17 protein-coding genes are annotated in these 20,394 nt (G+C 65.5%); 8 read left to right on the top strand and 9 right to left on the bottom strand.

All coding sequences use genetic code 11. The features are described from left to right. Positions 1-153: 153 nt before the first annotated feature. The 3 genes from ABW18_RS17000 to ABW18_RS17010 are packed head-to-tail and all read right to left on the bottom strand — an operon-like array spanning position 154 to position 2,956. A complete protein-coding gene (locus ABW18_RS17000; RefSeq protein ID WP_049700174.1) occupies positions 154-1,581 on the bottom strand; it encodes a phytoene desaturase family protein in 1,428 nt (475 codons plus the stop codon). Positions 1,582-1,583: 2 nt separating this feature from the next. Beyond that, positions 1,584-2,090 carry a GtrA family protein gene (locus tag ABW18_RS17005; RefSeq protein ID WP_082938009.1) on the bottom strand — a complete coding sequence of 169 codons (507 nt, stop codon included), beginning with the start codon at positions 2,088-2,090 and terminating at the stop codon, positions 1,584-1,586. A 35-nt stretch (positions 2,091-2,125) separates the two neighbouring features. Next, positions 2,126-2,956 carry an aldo/keto reductase gene (locus ABW18_RS17010; RefSeq protein WP_049700298.1) on the bottom strand — a complete coding sequence of 277 codons (831 nt, stop codon included), beginning with the start codon at positions 2,954-2,956 and terminating at the stop codon, positions 2,126-2,128. Between the two features lie 167 nt (positions 2,957-3,123). Here ABW18_RS17010 and ABW18_RS17015 point away from each other — a divergent pair, with 167 nt between their 5' ends. The 3 genes from ABW18_RS17015 (at position 3,124) to ABW18_RS17025 (ending at position 7,146) form a co-directional block, all read left to right on the top strand. Next, the gene (locus ABW18_RS17015) at positions 3,124-4,794 is read left to right on the top strand and encodes a phytoene desaturase family protein (RefSeq protein WP_049700175.1); all 1,671 of its coding nucleotides are present in this window, start codon (positions 3,124-3,126) and stop codon (positions 4,792-4,794) included. Positions 4,795-4,839: 45 nt separating this feature from the next. Then, a complete protein-coding gene (locus ABW18_RS17020) occupies positions 4,840-6,285 on the top strand; it encodes a decaprenylphosphoryl-beta-D-ribose oxidase (protein ID WP_049700176.1) in 1,446 nt (481 codons plus the stop codon). Positions 6,286-6,384: 99 nt separating this feature from the next. After that, entirely contained in the window at positions 6,385-7,146 is a 762-nt protein-coding gene (locus tag ABW18_RS17025; protein WP_005208185.1) for a decaprenylphospho-beta-D-erythro-pentofuranosid-2-ulose 2-reductase, read from the top strand. Positions 7,147-7,173: 27 nt separating this feature from the next. Here ABW18_RS17025 and ABW18_RS17030 read toward each other — a convergent pair whose 3' ends face one another. The 4 genes from ABW18_RS17030 to ABW18_RS17045 form a co-directional block, all read right to left on the bottom strand. Further along, positions 7,174-7,590, bottom strand: a complete 417-nt coding sequence (locus tag ABW18_RS17030) for a VOC family protein (protein WP_049700177.1) — start codon at positions 7,588-7,590, stop codon at positions 7,174-7,176. A gap of 66 nt (positions 7,591-7,656) precedes the next feature. Next, positions 7,657-8,013: a helix-turn-helix transcriptional regulator gene (locus tag ABW18_RS17035; RefSeq protein WP_053117514.1), complete on the bottom strand. Its 357-nt coding sequence runs from the start codon at positions 8,011-8,013 to the stop codon at positions 7,657-7,659. Positions 8,014-8,072: 59 nt separating this feature from the next. After that, positions 8,073-9,311: a glutaminase gene (locus tag ABW18_RS17040; protein WP_049700179.1), complete on the bottom strand. Its 1,239-nt coding sequence runs from the start codon at positions 9,309-9,311 to the stop codon at positions 8,073-8,075. A 299-nt stretch (positions 9,312-9,610) separates the two neighbouring features. Beyond that, complete coding sequence (locus ABW18_RS17045; protein ID WP_049700299.1) at positions 9,611-10,306, bottom strand: lysophospholipid acyltransferase family protein; 696 nt, start codon at positions 10,304-10,306, stop codon at positions 9,611-9,613. Between the two features lie 36 nt (positions 10,307-10,342). On the opposite strand from ABW18_RS17045, the gene ABW18_RS17050 reads away from it, so the two are divergent. From ABW18_RS17050 to ABW18_RS17065, 4 genes are all read left to right on the top strand, one after another. Then, on the top strand, positions 10,343-10,891 hold the full coding sequence (locus tag ABW18_RS17050) for a TetR/AcrR family transcriptional regulator (protein ID WP_064864700.1): 549 nt from the start codon (positions 10,343-10,345) through the stop codon (positions 10,889-10,891). Between the two features lie 52 nt (positions 10,892-10,943). Continuing rightward, positions 10,944-12,650 carry an HNH endonuclease signature motif containing protein gene (locus ABW18_RS17055; RefSeq protein WP_231894227.1) on the top strand — a complete coding sequence of 569 codons (1,707 nt, stop codon included), beginning with the start codon at positions 10,944-10,946 and terminating at the stop codon, positions 12,648-12,650. Between the two features lie 108 nt (positions 12,651-12,758). Further along, complete coding sequence (locus tag ABW18_RS17060; RefSeq protein ID WP_049700181.1) at positions 12,759-14,756, top strand: galactan 5-O-arabinofuranosyltransferase; 1,998 nt, start codon at positions 12,759-12,761, stop codon at positions 14,754-14,756. Continuing rightward, positions 14,753-15,505 carry an MBL fold metallo-hydrolase gene (locus ABW18_RS17065; RefSeq protein ID WP_049700182.1) on the top strand — a complete coding sequence of 251 codons (753 nt, stop codon included), beginning with the start codon at positions 14,753-14,755 and terminating at the stop codon, positions 15,503-15,505. Before ABW18_RS17060 ends, ABW18_RS17065 begins: the two co-directional genes overlap by 4 nt. Positions 15,506-15,572: 67 nt before the next feature. Here the strand turns inward: ABW18_RS17065 and ABW18_RS17070 are convergent, their stop codons facing one another. Continuing rightward, complete coding sequence (locus tag ABW18_RS17070; protein ID WP_049700183.1) at positions 15,573-16,433, bottom strand: SAM-dependent methyltransferase; 861 nt, start codon at positions 16,431-16,433, stop codon at positions 15,573-15,575. After that, a complete protein-coding gene (gene aroQ, locus ABW18_RS17075; RefSeq protein ID WP_049700301.1) occupies positions 16,433-16,894 on the bottom strand; it encodes a type II 3-dehydroquinate dehydratase in 462 nt (153 codons plus the stop codon). Before aroQ ends, ABW18_RS17070 begins: the two co-directional genes overlap by 1 nt. A gap of 128 nt (positions 16,895-17,022) precedes the next feature. Here aroQ and ABW18_RS17080 point away from each other — a divergent pair, with 128 nt between their 5' ends. Next, on the top strand, positions 17,023-20,388 hold the full coding sequence (locus tag ABW18_RS17080) for an arabinosyltransferase domain-containing protein (RefSeq protein WP_049700184.1): 3,366 nt from the start codon (positions 17,023-17,025) through the stop codon (positions 20,386-20,388). The last annotated feature ends 6 nt before the right edge of the window (positions 20,389-20,394 follow it).

Below are 20,394 nucleotides of genomic sequence, written 5' to 3' on the forward strand. Positions count from 1 at the left end.
CCTGAACACCACTGCTGCACAAGTCGGCGCCGTCGCAACGCATTCGGTCGAATCGGGCTGACCATCGCGACCGAACTCGCGTATCAGTTCTGTCGGGCCCTCGGACACACGCGTTACATGTCGTTCGTGCGACCGACAGCTACCGTCACGTCCTCAGCGGAGCCCGGCCAGCGCGGCCTGGGCGGCACCGAAGCCGCACATTCCATGCGCTCCACCACCGGGTGGCGTCGCGGCCGAGCACAGGTACACGCCGTCGGCTCCCGTCGAGTACGGCGACGGCGTGAGGCGTGGTCGGGCGACGAGGTGCACGAGGTCGTTGCGTCCGCCGCCGATGTCGCCGCCGGGATAGTTCGGATTCGACCGTTCCAGTTCGGCAGGCGTCGTCGCACGGACCGCGACGATCCTGTTGCGGAAGCCCGGAGCGAAGCGCTCGATCTGTGAGGTCACATACTCGGTCGCGTCGCCCGAATATCCCTGCGGCACATGGGCATAGGCCCACAGCGGCTTGAGACTCCCCGACGCTCGACTCTCGTCGGCGACCCACTGCTGCCCGACGAGGGTGAACGGACGACGAGGCATCCGTCCCGCGACGACGTCGACTTCGGCCTTCGCGATGTCCGACGCCTCGCCGCCGAGGTGCACGGTGCCCGCGCGAGCGCAGTCACGCGCCGTCCAGCCGACCTCGTCGTCGATCACGTAGTCGACCTTGAACGCCGCCGGGCCGCGCCGCCATCGCCGATACGACCGAGCGACGCGTGCGGGCTGGCGCGCACCGAGGATGTCGGCGGCTGAGCCCGGCATGACGTCGAGGATCACGATGTCGGCGGGGATCTGCGCAACGTCGGAGACGGTGTGTCCGGTCTCAATAGTGCCGCCGAGCGAGCGCAGCAGTCCGGCGAGCGCGGTCGTGATCGCCGACGACCCGCCGACCGCGACCGGCCAGCCACCGTGGTGGCCCGCTGCGGTCAGCATAAGTCCGGCAGCAGAGCTTCCCGGAAGGTCGAGGCGGGTGAAACCGTGCGCGGCCATGCCGGTGAACAGAGCGCCCGCATGCGGACCGAGGAAGCGGGCAAGGGCCGTCGCAGGCATCAGCGCGGGCAACCCGAAACGCGCCAGCAGCAGCGGGTGCTGCGGCAGCGCCAGCATCGGCGATAGCACGTCGTCGGCGACCTCGGGGAAGTGCGTCGAGACCTTGCCGAGCAGCCCGATCCATCGGTCGCCCGCCCCGGGGAATCCCGCGGCGGCGAAACCGGCGGCGGTGCGCTCGATGTCGCGGAACAGAAGTGCAGCGCTGCCGTCGTCGCGCGGGTGCGCACAGTCGATGTCGGGCCAGGACCAGCGCAGTCCGTGCTCGGCGAGGGGCAGGGTGCGCAGATAGGGCGACGACGTCCCCAGCGGATGGAACGCAGAGCAATGGTCGACGATGACCTCGGGAAACTCGTCGTCGAACGGACCCGACCGCGTGCCGCCGCCTATCGTGTCTGCACCCTCGAGGACCGTGACGTCGAGCCCCGCCTGCGCGAGTCGGACCGCTGCCGACAACCCGTTCGGGCCTGCGCCGACGACAACCGCGGTCGGCATGACTATGTGACTCGGAAGATGACGGTGCGCTGCACCACGAAGTTGATGACCGTCGCCGTGCCCTGCGCGATCACATAGGCAATGAGGCTGTTGAGGAACGTGTGCTCCCAGACGTGCGCCAGCCAGGTGTAGATGCCGACGTTGACGAAGAACGTGCAGCAGTAGAGCAGTGCGACCGCGATGAACCGAGCCGCACTCGGCGATGCGCGGAATGTCCAGCGACGGTTGATGATGTACGCACAGGTGGTGCCGCAGATGAAGCCGACGGCCTTCGACACCACGGGCGGCAACCCGAAACCGAACTGCAGGATCGTGGTCAGCCCGAAGTCGAGGATGCCGGAGATCACGCCGCTGATGACGAACCGAAGTATCTGGGTCTTCAGCGAAACGTCGGTCGAGGCCTCCGCATCGTCGACGGGTAGTTCGATCGGCGTCGGCGCGTGGCGCGTCTTGAAGTCTTCGTGCCGCGACTTGTGGTCGTGCCCGTCGTCGGAGGTTGCGTCTTGCACCCTGCCACCCTAGACGGTGCCCGGCAGGCTCTGTTTCAGAACTCCTCTTCGACGTCTGAGTCGCGGGCCGCCTTCTCGCCACGGTCGAGCGTTGCCAGTTCTGCCAGGTCGGCGGCGTCGAAGGAGAAGTCGAAGAGGTCGGCGTTCTCGAGTTGCCGACCGCGATGCGACGACTTGGGTACCACCGAGATGCCCTGCTGCACCGACCAGCGCAGCGCGATCTGCGTCGGCGACTTGCCGTACTTGCGTGCGAGTCTGATGATCACGGCGTCGCCGAGCATGCCTTCCTTGCGGCCCGTCGGGTGCCACGCCTGCGCGACGATTCCACGCTCGGACATGAACTCGCGCAACTCATCTCGTGCGAGTGCAGGTGAGCACTGGATCTGGTTGACCTGCGGCCAGACGCCCGTTTCGTCGTAGAGCATCTGCAGTTGATGCGCCTTGAAGTTCGACACACCTGGCACGGTGATGAACCCCTCGTCCGCGAGGGTCAGCAGCGCCTTCCAGGAGTCGACGGTTCGACCGAGGCTCGGGCAAGGCCAATGAATCAGGTAGATGTCGATGTGCGCGACACCGAGCCGTCGAGCGCTCTCCTTGGCCGCGTTGATCGCCTCGTCGAATCCCTGGTCGCCACCGCCGAGTTTGGTCTGCACGGCGACCTCGTCGCGCGCGACGCCCGATTCACGCAACCCCATCCCGACGCTGAGTTCGTTGGAGTACCTCGACGCGGTGTCGAGCAGGCGATATCCGGACCGGAGTGCGTCGGACACGGCATCGACGCAGGGCATGCCGAGCATGTCGTAGGTTCCGAGGCCGACGAGAGGTAACCGGAATCCAGACGAGAGTTCGACCGAGGGGATGTCCACGTCCACAAGGATATGGTCGCGACGACCGATCGTGCCCGGTGAACAACCCCCGTCGTTGACGCATCGTGACCATGACGTATCCGAAGTGCCCGACCCGACACCGCGTAGCGACCGGTCGGGTACCTCGACCCTCGACAACACGTCACGACGGTGGTCATGCTCGATGCATGGAACGCTTCGACGACATCATCATCGGCGCGGGTCACAACGGACTGACGGCTGCCGCGTACCTCGCGCGTGCGGGACGTCGAGTGCTGGTGCTCGAGCGTGCAGACCACGTCGGCGGTGCCACCGTCTCCGCGACGCCGTTTCCCGGTGTGCCCGCACATCTTTCGCGTTACTCGTATCTGGTGTCGTTGCTGCCGCGCGAGATCATCACCGACCTGGACCTGGACATTTCGCTGATTCGACGCCGCTACTCGTCGTACACGCCCATGCCCACCGACCCCACTCGTGGCCTGCTCGTCGACAACGCAGACGAGTCTGCGACCGCCGAATCGTTTCGACGCATCACCGGCGACGACACGGAGTTCGCGTCGTGGCAATGGTTTTACGGCCGGATGGGTGAAATCGCACGTCGCGTCTTCCCGACGCTGATCGAACCGCTGCGCAGCCGCGAGGAACTGCGAGACCTGGTAGCAGGCGCGACGCGTCCTGCCGGCCTCGACACCTCACTCGCCGAACTCTGGGAGATGCTCACCGAACGTCCACTCGGCGAACTCATCGAGCGCTACTTTGCCGACGACGTGGTGCGCGGTGTCGTCGCCACCGACGCGCTGATCGGCACCTTTGCCGACCTCCACGACGCCCGACTGCGCCAGAACATCTGCTTCCTCTACCACCTGATCGGTGGCGGCACCGGCGACTGGGACGTCCCGGTCGGCGGGATGGGCGCCGTGTCGGGCGCACTCTACGAGGCCGCCGTCGCCGCGGGCGCACGCATCGTGACCGGCGCGCGGATCACGGGCATCGACCCGGCCGATGGCACTGTCGAGTACGCGCGCTCCGCGCAGGCCGCGAGCAGCCCGTCCCCGCTGGTCGAGCCGGCCGATCCGGCCGCGAGCCGCTCCTCCCCGCTGGTCGAGCCGGCCGCGAGCGCAGCGAGCAGCCGAGTCGAGACCACCCTCCGCGCCTCGATGCTCTACGTCGCGTGTGCGCCGCAGTCGATCAACGACTGCCTCGATGTTCCGCTCGACGTCGAATCCGACACCGCCGGAGCACAATTGAAGATCAACATGCTGCTCAATCGGTTGCCGGCGCTACGTGATGGATCAGTGCTCCCCGACGCGGCGTTCTCCGGGACGTTCCACATCAACGAGTCATACGGCCAACTGCATGCGGCGTGGCAGCAGGCGAGCATCGACAAGGTCCCGAGCGTCCCGCCGTGTGAAATCTACTGTCACACACTGTCCGACAGGTCAATTCTCGGACCAGAGCTCGCCGGATGCCACACGCTGACGCTCTTCGGACTCCAGATGCCTCCGGCGGTTTTCGACGCGCCGTCGGCAACCAGCAGGGCCGTCGAAGCCACTCTGGACTCGTTGAATTCTGTTCTTGCAGAACCCATTCAGTCTGTGATCTGCACCGACGCCCACGGCAATCCATGTCTCGAGGCCAAGACGCCGCAGGATCTCGAGGCCGCACTCGGGCTGCCCGGCGGCAACATCTTCCATCGGAGCCTGCAGTGGCCGTGGGCGCCAGACCGGGACGCCGTCGGGCAATGGGGTGTCGAGACGCGGCACCCCCGCATGTTGCTTGCTGGTGCGGCGGCGCGTCGTGGCGGTGGTGTCAGTGGCATACCCGGACACAACGCGGCGGCGTTGGTGCTCGAAGGCTGACAAGCTGCGTCGGGCGTATCTGCCGTCGCGGTAAGATCCCTAACGATGTCTACTGAAGAGCTCCTGCCGATCACCACGCGCACGCTGGCCGGATGGTCACGTACCACCCCGATCACCGGGCATGTCCTGTCGACGCCATACCCCGAGGTCATCGCCGATGCGGTGGCTCGGGTCGCCGACGACAACGCGGACAAACCGGACTACCTCAAGCGTGGGGTCATCGCCCGTGGACTTGGCCGCTCGTACAACGAGTCGGCGCAGAATTCCGGTGGCCTGACCGTCGACATGACGCCGCTGACCAGGATCTATTCGCTCGACGAAGAGACCGGCATCGTCGACGTCGACGCAGGCCTCTCGATCGACCACCTGATGAAGGTCGTCGTGCCCCGCGGCTTCTGGGTGCCGGTGATGCCCGGTACGCGACAGGTCACGATCGGTGGCGCAATCGCGCACGACATCCACGGCAAGAACCACCACGCGACCGGCGCGTTCGGCGATCACGTCACCGAGATGCAACTGCTTGTTGCAGACGGTCGGATTCTCACCCTGACTCCCGACGGCTCGCCCGACGACCCCGACGGCTCGCTGTTCTGGTGCACGGTGGCGGGTATCGGCCTCACGGGCATCGTGCTGCGGGTGAAGATCAAGCTCAAGCGCACCGAGACGGCCTACTTCAAGGCAGACACCTTCACCACCAACAACCTCGACGAGACCATCGCGCTGCACCTCGAGGACAACTACGAGGACGGCTACGAGTACGCGTCCGGCTGGTTCGACACGATGAGCGCCGCCCCGAAGCTCGGTCGCGGTTCGTTCAGCCGCGGCAACCTGGCAACGTTTGACGAACTGCCGGACAAGCTCAAGAAGGATCCGCTCAAGTTCAACCCGAAGCCGCTGATCACGCTGCCGAACATCTTCCCGCGTGGACTCGACAACAAATTCGACTTCGGACTCATCGGCGAGCTCTACTACCGGGCCGGATCGAACAAGCGCGACGTCATCGAGAGTCTGCCGCAGTTCTATCACCCGCTCGATCTGATCGGGAACTGGAACAACGCCTACGGGCGCCCCGTCGCGTACGGCAAGGGCGGCGGATTCACGCAGTACCAGTTCATCGTTCCCAAGGGCAACGAGGACGAGTTCAAGAAGATCATCACCGACATCCAGGCGTCGGGTCACATCAGCTTCCTCAACGTGATCAAGCTGTTCGGCAAGGGCAATCCCAAAGCGCCGCTGTCGTTCCCGTTCGAGGGGTGGAACGTCTGCCTCGACTTCCCGCTGCGCGCAGGGCTCGCAGAGTTTCTAAACGACATGGACCGTCGGGTCATGGAGATCGGCGGAAGGCTGTACACCGCAAAGGATTCGCGCACGTCTGCCGAGCACTTCCACAAGATGTACCCGGAGATCGACAAGTGGATCGCCAAGCGTCGCGAGATCGATCCGACCGGCGTGTTCCTGTCCGACATGGGCCGACGACTTGAGCTCAACTGACGTGAACTCGGCTCGCCTGTACTGAATTGCGTTGCGGCCGAATTCGGTTGCCCGTTCAGACCACCATCTACTTCCCAACACCCGAGGAGACACCAACCAATGTTCAACGCCGTCGATTCGCCGCAGTCGATCCTGATCCTCGGTGGCAGTTCCGAGATCGGACTCGCCATTGCCAGCGAGTTCCTCGTTCGTGGACCCGCCCGCGTCATTCTCGCCGTCGTGCCCGGTGATCCGACGGCCGACGCCGCGGCCGACACCATGCGCAAGGCGGGTGCGACGTCGGTCGAGCTCATCGACTACGACGCGACGAAGCCCGAGACGCACCCCGAGACCATCGAGAAGGCTTTTGCCGGAGGCGATGTCGACCTCGCGATCGTCGCGGCCGGTGTGCAGTTCGACGACGAAGAGGTCTGGCAGGACCAGCGCAAGGCCGTCACCGAGGTGACCATCAACTACACCGCCGCGGTCAGCGTTGGCGTGCTGCTCGGCGACAAGATGAAGCATCAGGGTCGTGCGCAGATCGTCGCGATGAGTTCGGTTGCGGGCGAGCGTGTTCGACGCAGCAACTTTGTGTACGGGTCGTCGAAGGCAGGTCTCGACGGCTTCTACCTCGGCCTCGGCGAGGCGCTGGCCGACGACGGCGTGCACGTTCTCGTCGTGCGTCCCGGCCAGGTGCGGACCCGACTGTCGGCAAACGTCAAGGAAGCGCCGCTCACCGTCAACAAGGACGTCGTCGCCAAGGCCGTCATCAAGGCCGTCGACGACAACAAGGAAATCGTCTGGGTGCCTGGCACTTTCCGGTTCATCATGACCGTGCTGCGCCACATCCCGCGCAAGGTCTTCCGCAAGCTGCCGGTCTAGACGCACCCGAAGTCACGCTCGCGACACTCAGGGGCGAGACTTCATCTGTCCGATGCGGATTCGGTTGCCGAACGGATCGCGGATACCGAAATCGATGCCGTAGTCACGATCGGTCGGTTCATCGGTGAAGTCGACACCCTTGGCCAGAAGTGCGTCTGCGGTCGCATAGGCATCATCGGTTGACATCGAAAACCAGCCACCGCCAGCACCTTTCGTCAATAGGTCGCGGACCTGGGCTGCGGTCTCCGGGCTCAAAGACGGCGGCCCGGGGATCTCCAACATGAGTTGGCGGTCGGGGTCGGACGGCAGATTGATGGTGAGCCATCGCATGAAACCCATGTCGACATCGGAGTGCACCTCGAAGCCGAGGTTGCCGACGTAGAAGTCGAGGGCTTCATCGTGGTCGAGTACGTAGATCTGGGACAGGATGATCGTGTTGGGCATGGCGGGAACGCTACCGACGCTGCCCCGGTCTCACTTGTCCAAAACTGCTCTGTTCGTGACAGATGCTCACGCCGGCCGACGTAGCGCCTTGACCGCGCAGATCGGCGCACCGTGGTCCCCGGCGTGACGGCGATGCGCGGTGGGTGTCTCGCCCATGATCTGCCCGAAGGTCCTGGTGAAGGTCGCGAAACTGCTGAACCCGACTGCGGTGCTGATGTCGCTGATCGACAGCTGCGTCTCGCGCAGCATTGACGACGCTCGCTCAATCCGTCGTCGTTGGAGGTAGCGGTGCGGCGTTTCGCCGAAGGTCGCCTTGAACACGCGGCTGAAGTGCGACTCCGACACGTGCGCAATCGCCGCCAGCGCAGCAAGGTCCAGGGGTTCAGCGAACCGGCAATCCATCGCATCACGCGCGCGCAGCATTCGCCGATTCGTGTCCTCGGTGTGGTTCGTCCGCGCGCGTGCCTGCCGCGCATCACCAGTCATGATCTGTCCGGATAGCTTCCGTCGCCCAGATCGGGATCGGGCAGAGTGTCGTCGGGATCAATCAATACGACGCGGCGCCCGTCCTCGCGGACACGACGCATGCCCTCCAAGATCATCCGACGCCCGACGTCGGCGAAGTGGCTGACCTGACTGACGTCGAAAACCACAGTCGGGGTGCCTGTTTCGTCGGCAGCCAGATTGTCGAGGACGTACTCCGCGCCGCTGAACTGGATGACTCCCTGTAGTTCGAAGGTCGTCGAATCGTCGGAGGTTCGGACGTCGCGCAGCACGGTGGTTCCGTAGGGCTCGGCGTCGACCATGTGCATGTTCATGTCGGTCGACAGCCGGCGGAACGTCAACACGCCGCGCGTGCTGTTGCCGTGTTCGTCAAGCCGCGGCGAGAAGACCGCGATGCCGCATTGGCCGGGCAGCGTTCCCAGAAGTCCGCCCGCCACACCGCTTTTCGCCGGAATACCGACGGTGGTCAACCACTCGCCCGCGCCGTCGTACATGCCGCAGCCTGCCATCACCGACATCACCTGACGCGCGATCCGTCGACTCATCACCCGCTCGCCGGTGACGGGGTGCACGCCGCCGTTGGCAAAGCACGCTCCGATCACAGCAAGATCCTTGGCGGTCACCATGATTGAGCATTGTTGGATGTATCCGTCGACGATGTCGTGCGGCGCGTCGTCGACGATTCCGTAGTTGCGCAGCATGTGCGCGATCGCAAGATTGCGGTCGGCCGAGTCCATCTCGGACTTGTGTAGCGCTTGATCGACGGTCAGTTCGCGTCCGGCCAGCGTGGAGAAGAAGCTGCGCGCCCGCTCGACGCGCGACTCGACGTCGGCATCGTCGTCGACGAGCAGCCCGTGGGTGGTGATCGCGCCGGCGTTGATCATCGGGTTGCGCGGCCGGCAGGTACCGCTCTCGAGTGAGAGCTCGTTGAACGCCTCGCCCGACGGTTCGACGCCCACCTTCTCCAGCACAGTGTCGAATCCGCGGTCGGCCAGAGCTGCCGCGTAGGCGAGCGGCTTGGAGATCGACTGGATGGAGAACTCGACCTCGTCGTCGCCGACGCAGTACGTTCGGCCGTCGACGGTGGTGACTGCGATCGCGAACAGATCGGGGTTGGCCTCGGCCAGGTCCGGGATGTAGTCGGCGACGGCTCCGCCGCGCTCGGCATCGAGCGAATCGAGGACCTCGGTCAGATAATCGCGGACGGGTGACTGCATACAGGTAGACGCCTCCTTGCGCTTTGCTGTCCACGGTACCGACGACCGCGCCGCGGCTGATCCGTATGACAGTCGGCCCCGATTTTGGGGGTAAACGTCATACGGATCGCTGGGCGGTCGAGCACCACGCCGACCCGCCGCAGCGCTGCAGATCCGTATGACAATAGGCACCCATTTCCGGCGTCTACGTCATACAGATCGCCAAGCCGTCTAGCACCACGCCAACCTGACGCAGCGCTGCAGACTGCAGAACCCGGGGCCGACAACTCGACCGCGCGAGCCGCGCACGCGGACAACCATCACGCTGCGTCAGACTCTTCCACATGCGACTTCCACTCTCGCGCATACCTATTGACGCATGACTGCCCGGTCTGCGTCGAGATCCTGCGCATCAACTCGTCAGTCGCCGCCCTGATGCCAGCCGCTCCTTCGACGCGATACGGATCGAGTTCCAGTGGCTCGAGAATGTGAATAGAGACCCGCTGCTGCCACCAGCGCACCGCAGATCCCGGTCTCGTTCCCGTGATCGCGACTGGTATCAGTGGTGCGCCCGTGTCCATTGCGACTCGAACAGCACCGGTTCGGCCTCTATAGAGCCGACCGTCCGGCGAGCGTGTGCCCTCGGGATGAATGCCCCACGCCCCTCCGTGCGCGAGGATCGTCGTCGCGGCTCGCAGCGACGCCGACGACGCGCTACCCCCTCGCCGGTCGACGCCGATCTGCCCCATTGCCGCAAAGAACCATCGTTGCGTCCGGCCGAAAAGCCCTGGCTTATCGAAGTATTCGCGCTTCGCCAGAAACGTCACATGTCGCCTCGCAGCGAGTGTCAGATAGAACGAGTCCAGCACGGCGAGGTGGTTGGCCGCCAAGATCACCGGCCCGCATCGTGGGATGTGCTCGCGGCCCATGACCTTCGGCCGCCCGAAGACGTACAGCATTGGCCCGATCACAAGATGTCGGCACACGCGATAAACAAGTGCAGTCCACAAGCGCATAGACAGTGCCTACACGAGATAGGAGACACTGTCTACGTGACCGTCGAAGACACCAGATCCGCACTCGTACATGCGGGCATCGAATTGTTGGAGGAGACAGGCTCTGCCGACGTCGGATTGCGGGCGATCGCGAGGCGCGCCGGCGTGTCTCACGGAGCGCCCCGACGCTGGTTTCCGACGCACCGGAGCCTGCTTGCAGGAATCGCCGAAGTGGGCCTGCACGATCTAGCTGAAGCACTCAAAACTGCAGACCTGGCATCCGACCACGACCTCGTGGAGATCGGACTCGCCTACGTCGACTTCGCGCAACGCAGACCTGCGATGTTCACGCTCATCTTCCGTCACGACCTACTCGAGGGGTCGGGCGCTGAGCTTCGAAACGCGTCGCGCCCGCTGTACGAGTGGCTGGTGTCCGTCATTCGGGAGAGCGGTCGGACAACAGATCCCGAAAGAGTCGCAGCCTCACTGTGGGTCGCGCTACACGGGATAGCGGTCCTGTCGTCAACGGGCGCCCTCGAACTGACCATACCGGGATCGAACGTCGTCGAGATGATTCGTCACACCGTCCGAAACACCGGCTGCTAACGCTTTCACCTGGTCGGACAGAATTGTCAGACCTCGAATGTATGTTCTGACTATGGCATCGGAGAACCCCGACGGCACCGGCCCGCTGACACCCGACGAATCACCCGTCGTGCCCGCGGCCAACAGTCATGCGCATACGCCAGCAGTTGACGCACCGACCTCCGACGTCGAGACACAGCTGACACAGCTCGCCGACGACGAACGCCTCTACTCACGTGAACTCGTCGAGGTGCTTTTCCACACCAACGCGATCAAGGCGTGCGCCGACTATCGCATGCTGCAAGCCGCAATCCTGCTGTACGAAGAACGCGAGGCCGAATACCTCCAGCGCATCGACGCTGAAATCGGAACCGGCGAACACGCCGTCCCCGACGGCTGTACCGACCCCGAACAACTCGCCGCGCTCCTGACGCAGAACAACCAGAACCCGCTGGCCCGCTTCGGCCCCGATGGCCTGACCACAGCCATCGCCGAGCTCGGCGCCACCCTCTGCCTCACACCCGGCCAAGCCAAGAAGATGATCGAGACCGGCGCAGCCCTGCGCTACCGCATACCCCGAACCGCAGAACTGTTGGCAACCGGCCGTATCGACCTACCCCGCTTCCACGAAGTCGTTGCCCGCACCGACAACGTCGACGACGCGCATCTCACCGCGGTCGATACCGCACTCGCCGCAGCAATCAGCGCACGAGAACCCATGTCCATGACCAGGTTTCGCACCATGATCGACGCCACCGTCGAACGCGTCGATCCCGACGGCGCCGCCCGCCGCCGCGATACCGCCACCAGCCGCCGCTACCTCCGCATCCGCCCCCACCGCGACGAGCCCGGTCAGTCCAGAATCGACGGCCAAATCCCTGCCACCGCGGCAGCGATCCTCGATACCCGGCTCGAAGCGATGATCGCCGACATCCACCCCGACGACCCCCGCACGCACACCCAACAACGCGCCGACGCACTCACCGCCCTCGCGCAGGGCCACCAGACCCTCCCCTGCACCTGCCCCGACTGCGCCACCGTGTCCGATACTCCGCGCAGCGACAACGTCGACGACAAGCAGAACCCCGCAACCACAACCGTCACGAACCCGGTCGCAGCAACTCAGAGCTCCACCGCCCTCGCACCCCGGCCGATGTTCCACATCGTGGTCAACCTCTCGACTCTGCTCGGCCACGACAACAACCCCGCGTTCCTCGACGGCCATGGGCTCATCGACGCCGACACCGCCCGCCGACTACTCGCCGACGCCACCCGGAACTACATCCATCCCAACCGCGTCACCCCCAACAACAAAGCCGCCTACCGCTATCCCATCCCCGAGAAACTGCGAGTCCTGGTCAAGGCAGGCGAACTCTGCTGCACTTTCCCCGGCTGCACCAACAAAGTTGCCACCGCCGACGTCGACCATGCCAAGCCGTTCAACCACGGCAATCCGAAAGCCGGCGGACTCACCGAGCGCACCAACCTGCGCCCCTTGTGCCGCTTCCACCACCGCCACAAAACCTTCGCCGTCGGCTGGCGCGACCATCAGACACCCATGGGCCGCGCCATCTTCCGGTCCCCGGGCGGCTACCACTTCGTCGGCAACGCGTACAACGGTCGCGACCTCTTCCCCGACCTCGACGAACCCGATCGCCCAGACCGACGCATCCCCGGACGGCTCGCCTCCGCTCATAGCGCGCGCATCGGACAACACCGCGCCGACACCCGCGCCTGGCGGCTCGCCAACGACCCCAACACCGGCGACCCGCCCTTCTGACCCACGCCCGCGCGAGCGCCAGCCCCCAGACACGGTCTCGGGGGCCGCGCGCCGTCGAGCTGCGGCGTCCGGCGTGGGTCAGTACGGCCCCCTGCTAGAAATAGACGCGTGACGTCAACGCAGAGCCCGACCACCGACGACTCCAGTCCTCAGGTTGCTGCGACCCCTCAGCGTCGAGCCAATCGCCATGTCCGCACCCTGATCGACCTGGTCATCGCGGTGGTTGTCGGGGCGATCGTGGCATTCGTCGGCCTCAAGGCCATCGACTCGGTGCAATGGCCCGCGTTCAACTCGTCGAATGTCACCCGCTCGCTGACCACGGCGGGCCAGGTGGTGGCCGTGGCGATCCTGGTGATCGCGGCACTGCTGTACCGCTACGGCAAAGCGCGATGGCTGGTCACTCTGCTGTCGGCGGCGGGCATTTCCGGGCTGGTCACCGTCACGCTCGGTATGCCACTCGGGGCGACGCGCCTTTACCTCTTCGGCCTCTCCGCCGACCAGCAGTTCCGCACCGAGTACCTGACCCGGCTCACCAGCAGTCCGCACCTGGCGGACATGACCTATCTGCACCTCGCTCCCTACTATCCGGCTGGATGGTTCTGGGGCGGAGGCCGCTATGCGTCGTTGATGGGTCTGCCCGGGTGGGAGGCGTTCAAACCGTGGGCGATCCTCTCGATGGCGGTCGCCGCAGCGATCGGAGTAGTGCTCTGGGCTCGCATGGTACGCGCCGACCGCGGCATCGCGACAGCGCTCGCGGTCACCGTGGTGACGCTGATGTACGCGGGTCCCGAGCCGTATGCGGCGGTACTGATCATGGTCGGCGTCCCGATGCTGATCCCGATGCTCTACGGCCTGCGCGGTCGCTCACGCCACGCCGACGGCCCGACCGCCTCGCTCCGCTCCGGCACGAGCTGGGCGGCGGTAGTGGCGACCGGCCTCTTCCTCGGTCTGAGCGCAACCTTCTACACGCTCTACACGGGACTGTTCGCGGGCGTCGCGATCCTGATGGCATTGGCGCTCATCGTTCACGGCTGGGTCAACGCCTCCAACAAAGCGCTACCCAGCGACGAAGTATCGAAAATTCGACGCGGCGTCGTGCTGGCGGTAGTCGGGCGGCTGGTGGTGATGGGCGTCATCTCCGGCCTCATCGCATTGACCGTGTGGGCGCCCTATCTCCTGGCTCGAGCGCGCAGTGAGCCCACGAGTGGCGGCACCGCCGAACACTATCTGCCAGAACGTGGTTCGTTCTTGCCGTGGCCGATGTTCCACCTCAGCCTCGTCGGTGCGATCACATTCATCGGACTCATCTGGATTCTGCTCCGGTTCCGTCAACGCACCATCGCCGCAGCCCTGGGCATCACGGTCGTCGGCATCTACCTGATGAGTCTGCTCTCGATGCTGGTCACCGCCGCGGGTACGACGCTGCTCGGTTTCCGACTCGAACCCATCCTCGTCGCGGTGCTCGCGGCGGCCGGAGTGTTCGGAGTCGTCGAGCTCGCCCACTGGGCAGTCGGCAGGTTCGGTGACGTGCGCGTCGTGGTCGGCGTACTCGCAGCGCTCGCGGCAATCGCTGTGGCACAGAGCATTCCGGCCTATCTCTCCAACGAGATCACGACCGCCTACACCGACACCGACGGCTATGGAGACCGCGCCGACAAGCGACCACCCGGCGCCGAGTCGTACTACCCGCAGATCGACAAGCTCATCGGCGAGAAGACCGGACGCCCGGCCACCGACAACGTCGTACTCACCGCGGACTACGGATTCCTCTCCGTCTATCCGTACTGGGGCTTCCAAGGGCTCACCTCGCACTACGCAAACCCGTTGGCGGAGTTCGACAAACGAGCAGCCACGATCGAGACCTGGTCCAAGGCGACATCGGCCGACGACTTCGTCCGCCAACTCGACGCCGCGCCATGGACACCGCCGAACGTCTTCTTGTTCCGCTACTCTGCGGACGGCTACGCACTGCGCCTCGCCGCAGACGTCTACCCGAACGATCCAAACGTCAAGCGCTACACGGTGACCTTCGACCCGAACCTCTTCAACGACCCACGTTTCGAGGTCACCGACGTCGGACCATTCGTCCTTGTGGTGCGCAAGTGAGCTCCTTCGAGATCACCGAGGTCGGCGCCGCGTCGTCGACGGCGTATCTGGTGCACACGGCCGCGGTGAATTGGGTTCTGCTGCGCGATGATTCGCGCATCACGCTGATCGACGGTGGATATCCGGGCAACGCCGACGACGTGGTGGCCTCGATCGAATCGATCGGCGCACACCCCACCGACATCAGAGCAGCACTGCTCACCCACGCTCACGTCGACCACATCGGAGGACTCGCGAAGCTGGTGGACCGCTTCGGCTTCCCGGTCTTCGTCGACCCCGCCGAAGTGGCACACGCACACCGCGACCTCCTGCAGCAGGCGGGCCCACTCGACATCGCTGCGGTCGCGTGGCAGCCACGCGCGTGGCGGTGGCTGGCGCTGGTCACACCTCTCGGCGTGCTCAACCGGGCCGGAATCGCCACCGCGCAACCCTTTTCGACCGACGGCACCCTTGACCTTCCCGGGCGACCACGGCCGGTCATTGCTCACGGCCACACGGATGGGCACAGCGCCTTCCTCGTCGCCGACGGCGCGGTACTCGTCTCGGGCGACGCTCTGATCAGTGGCCACCCGCTCTCCGGACACGAAGGGCCGCAGCTACTCCCGCGCTTCTTCAACCACGACGCTGCCGCGACCCGACGCAGCGTCGAATCGTTCACCGACCTCGACGCGACAGTGCTCTTCCCGGGACACGGACGTCGCCTCGACGGCCCAGTCGCCGAGCTGGCCCGAGAAGCCCTGGCTCGATAACACCCGACACGACAAGCCTCGGCACGATGAACCCAGCGCGAAAACTGCCGCCGCGCTGAAGAATCCGTCAGGAGCGGTCGATAGTCCCGTGGCCGCGTTGGCGTCGAACACCCGACAGCAGCGTCGCGGACTCTTGCGCGCCGGCGGCCTCGGACAGCGAACGCCCATGAGCGGCAAGCACTTCGCGCGTATCCGAAAGCTCACAGTCCCACCCGGCGGCGTCGACGTGCTGAGCGACGTCAACATCGCTGCGCCACAACTTCCGCACATCAGCGAACGGGTCAGCAGCAGAATCGTCGACAACCGACGACGCGGCGCGGCGCACGGTCACCCCGATCCGTGAGCCGGACTCGGATGCCGCGGTGATGCCCTCGATCACGCGCAGACCGAGCCCGTCGGGTAGGTACACGAACAGCCCCTCGGCGAGCCACGCCGACGGCAGGTCGGCCCGAAAACCCTTGCCCTGCAGGGCGCGCAGCCAGTCGTCGGCCAGATCGGAAGCCACCACACGACGTTCGACGGTCGGAGCAAGACCCGACTGCGCGACGAGATCCTCCTTGACCTCGACCACCGACGGCCTGTCGACCTCGAAAAGCTTTGCTCCCGAACCGAAATCGAGTCGAAATCCCCGACCGTCCAGCCCCGACCCGAGAATCACGAACTGCGTGATGCCGGCGGCGACTGCGGCCGCGAACACCTCGTCGAGAAACACCGTGCGCGCGACGATCCAGTCGTACATCGCTCGGATCTTGGCCGAACCACGTTCATCGGTGCCATCATCTCCGCCGAACTCGGAGCCGCGGGGCCGGATTCGCGCAATCGCCTCGGCCAGCGGGTCGTCGAACAATGCGTCGTCCCTCGACGATTCGGCGGCTCGCGCCCACGCGACACCCAGCGCCGTCAGTCCGAGATCGTCGAGATCGGCCATCAGCCCAGGACCTCCACGAGGCGTCGAATCGCGAACTCGTAGCCGCGGATGCCGTAACCGATGATCACACCCGAGGCCAGCGGCGACACGAACGAGTGGTGTCGGAACTCCTCCCGCTTGTGCACATTGCTGATGTGCACCTCCATGATCGGAACGTCGGGGATCACAAGCGCATCCGCGAGCGCGACTGAGGTGTGCGTCCACGCGGCCGGGTTGATGACGATCCCGCTGATGTTGCCGCGCGCCTCGTGCAGCCAGTCGATCATCTCGCCCTCGTGGTTGGTCTGCGCCGCACGCAGGCCGTAGCCGAGTTCACCAGCGGTGCGTTCGGCGAGTTCGACGACGTCGGCAAGCGTCGCCGAGCCGTACACCTCGGGCTGTCGAATCCCGAGCGTGTTCAGGTTGGGCCCGTTCAGCAGCAGGATCGGCAGCGGTTCGGTATCCGTGGCGTCGGTCGACATGGTTGCAAGCCTATCCACCGGCACCGGGCCCGCGTCCATACTCTCCGGCGTCCACACCCACGAGCCCGTCAGACCCACGAGCGACCGAGAGTTCGCGACGTCGCATCCGGCCGTTAGGATCACTGCTTGTGCAATCGCAGACCGTGAGACGAGCGAAACTCATCGCCATCGTCACCGGCCTGCTCGGAGTAGTCCTCGCGCTGGCCACGCCATTGATGCCGGTCAAGCAGACCACGGCGGAGATCAACTGGCCCTCCACCGGCAGCGTCGGATCCAGCGAGATCGGGTCGGTCTCGGCACCCCTCATTTCCTATGTCCCGATCGACCTCGACGTCTCGGTTCCGTGTTCGGCAGCCGAGCGGCTCGGCACCGACGATTCGGTCTTGCTGTCGACGACCCCCAAGCAGGCTGCCAAGTCGGCCGAGCGCGGCCTGTTCATCCGCCGCACCGGCAACCCTGCCGACTCTCCGGACAAGCAGAGCATCGAAGTCGTCGTCCGTAACGTGCCACTCGTCTCGGCCACGCTTGCCGACATGCGCTCGCAGGGGTGCCGCGACATCGTCGTCCACGCCGATTCCGAAGCCGTGACCGCCGAGTTCGTCGGCATGACCGCACCCGCCGACTCTTCCGAATCCGGCAACACCACGCTGATGGGGACCACCAAGGGACGCGAGTCGCAGAGTTACAGCTCCGACCAGCGCCCACAGGTGACAGGACTGTTCACCGACCTGTCCGGAGCGGCGTCGGAACTGCCCGGTCTACGCGCACACGTGACCATCGACTCGCGCTATTCGACGGCCCCGACAATCCTGAAATGGCTCGTCCTGATCGTCGGCATCGTGTGCACGCTGCTGTCGCTGTCGGCACTTGCCGTTCTCGATTCGACGGACGGCCGCAAGCACCGTCGAATCTTCCCTGCGAAGTGGTGGCGACTCAACGCACGCGACTATGTGGTGATCGGCGCCCTGATCGTCTGGCATTTCATCGGACCCAACACGTCCGACGACGGCTACCTGCTGACGATGTCGCGGGTGGCACAGAACAGTGAGTACACGGCCAACTACTTCCGTTGGTTCGGTGCACCCGAGGCGCCCTTCGGCTGGTACTACGAGGTCTTCGGCCTGATGAGCCACATCTCGCTCGCCAGCCCGTGGGTGCGTATACCGGCTCTGCTGTGCGGTATCGCGTCGTGGTTGATCGTCAGCCACGAGGTGCTGCCACGGCTCGGCCGTGCCGCGATCAGCCGACCGGTCGTCGGCTGGACGGCAGCCTTCGTCTTCCTCGCGTCGTGGTTCCCTTTCGACAACGGCCTGCGACCGGAGCCGATCATCGCGCTGGGCGCGCTACTGACCTGGTGTTCGGTCGAACGCGCAATCGCGACCGGACGGATCCTGCCCGCCGCGATCGCGTGTCTCATCGGCGCGTTCAGTCTCGCCGCCGGCCCAACGGGCCTACTCGCCGTCGCCGCGCTCATCGCGGGAGCGAGACCGATCATCTTGGCCCTGATCAAACGTGCTCGGGCGATCGGCGGCGGATTCTGGTCGTACGCAGCACTGCTCGCACCGGTTCTCGCCTCCGGTACGTTCGTCATCTTCGTCGTCTTCTCGAACCTGACCCTGCGCGCGTTCTCCGACTCGTCGAAGATGAAGACCGCACTGGGGCCGTCGGCGCACTGGTACAACGAGATCGATCGGTACTCGTCGCTGTTCGCGTTCTCTGCCGACGGTTCGATCGCACGACGCTTCGCCGTCCTCGCGATGATCCTGGGCATGGTGGTCTCGGCAGCGGTACTGATCCGCAAGTCGCGCATCCCCGGCACGGCCGTCGGCCCTGCTCGACGCATCGTAGGCATCACATTCGCATCGCTGGTCTTCCTGATGTTCACGCCGACCAAGTGGACGCACCACTTCGGCGTGTTCGCCGGACTCGCCGCGGCATTGGCTGCCATCGCCGCCATCGCCGCGAGCAACAAGGCCATGCATTCACGGCGCAACCGCACACTCTTCGCCGCACTCGTGCTCTTCATCGCGGGTCTGGCGTTCACGGCACCCAACTCGTATTACTACGCGTCGGCGTGGGGCATGCCGTGGGGCGTCGGCCAGGTCAGCTTCGGATTCTCGGTGAGCAATGCGCTGCTCTACGTCTCGCTGCTGCTGTTGTTGGTCGCGCTGTGGTTCCACTTCCGCGAACCGTTCACCGGAACCGACCCCCAGGACACGACGCTCGAAGAGACCGACACCGGACAGCGCTGGTATCGCAGGGCGATCGACTCCGTCGCGGGTGCACCGCTCGCATATGTGGCCGCCGCCGTGGTGATCTTCGAACTCGTCACCGCGGGATTCGCAGCGGTCAACCAGTCGTCGTCGTTCTCGGTTCCGCGGTCGAACATCGAGGCTCTCGCGGGCAAACAGTGCGGCATGGCCGACAAGGTGTGGGTGGAACGCAACCCCAACGACCACATGCTCTCGCCCGTCGACCCGACCCTGACCGACCCCCTCGCGGGTCCGTCGACCGTGGACCCGAACGCATCCCGGCCGCCGACAACCGGATTCACGTCGAACAGCGTTCCCGAAGACCTCACCACGCAGGCGAGCGCGGGTTCGCTCGGCGTGCTCGCAGGCAACGCGACGTCGACCAACGACGTCCTCACCGCCAACAGCGGCGGAACCGGCGGTGGAGAACTCTCGACGGCCGGGGTCAACGGCAGCCGCGCACGTCTGCCGTTCATGCTCGACCCGGCCCGCACACCTGTCGAGGGCAGCTACTCGACGACCGATCAGGTTCCCGCGCGTCTGACCTCCGGCTGGTACGCACTGCCTCGCGACTACAAGAAGCAGCCGTTGCTGACCTTCTCGGTCGCCGGACGCTACGACAATCCGAACCTCTTGCTGGAGTACACAACCGACCCCGTCGGGTCGTCGACCCGCGACGCCGACCTCAAGCCGACCGGCGAGACCGAGATGATCGACCCGGGGCCGCAACCGTCGTGGCGCAACGTCCGCATCACCACGTCGTCACTCCCCGACGACCTCACCGCGGTGCGGATCGTCGCCAACGACGACAATCTCTCGGCGGATCGGTTCATCGTGGTGACCCCACCGCGACTGCCCCACATGGAGACGCTGCAAGAGGTCGTCGGAAGCGAAGACCCGGTACACGTCGACTGGACGTCGGGTCTGGTCTTCCCCTGCCAGCGGCCGTTCACCCATCACTACGGCGTCGCGGAGATCCCGAAGTGGCGCATCAGGCCCGGCGCCGACCTCGCCGCGGCCGTCTCGGCGTGGCAGGACTCCTATGGTGGCGGTCCGCTGGGGTGGCTCGAGGTGTCGCAGCAGCCCGAGACCGTCGCGACCTACCTGCAGGGCGACATCGGCCGGGATTGGGGAGCTCTCGAGCGCTACGAGCCCTACGGAGACGTGACGACCCTCGCTCCCATCACCACGGGCACCGCAACGCGCAGCGGGTTGTGGAGCCCGGCCCCGATCAGGCACTGACCCGCA

Source organism: Gordonia jacobaea (assembly GCF_001186365.1).
In the GTDB taxonomy this organism is placed as follows: Bacteria; Actinomycetota; Actinomycetes; order Mycobacteriales; family Mycobacteriaceae; genus Gordonia; species Gordonia jacobaea.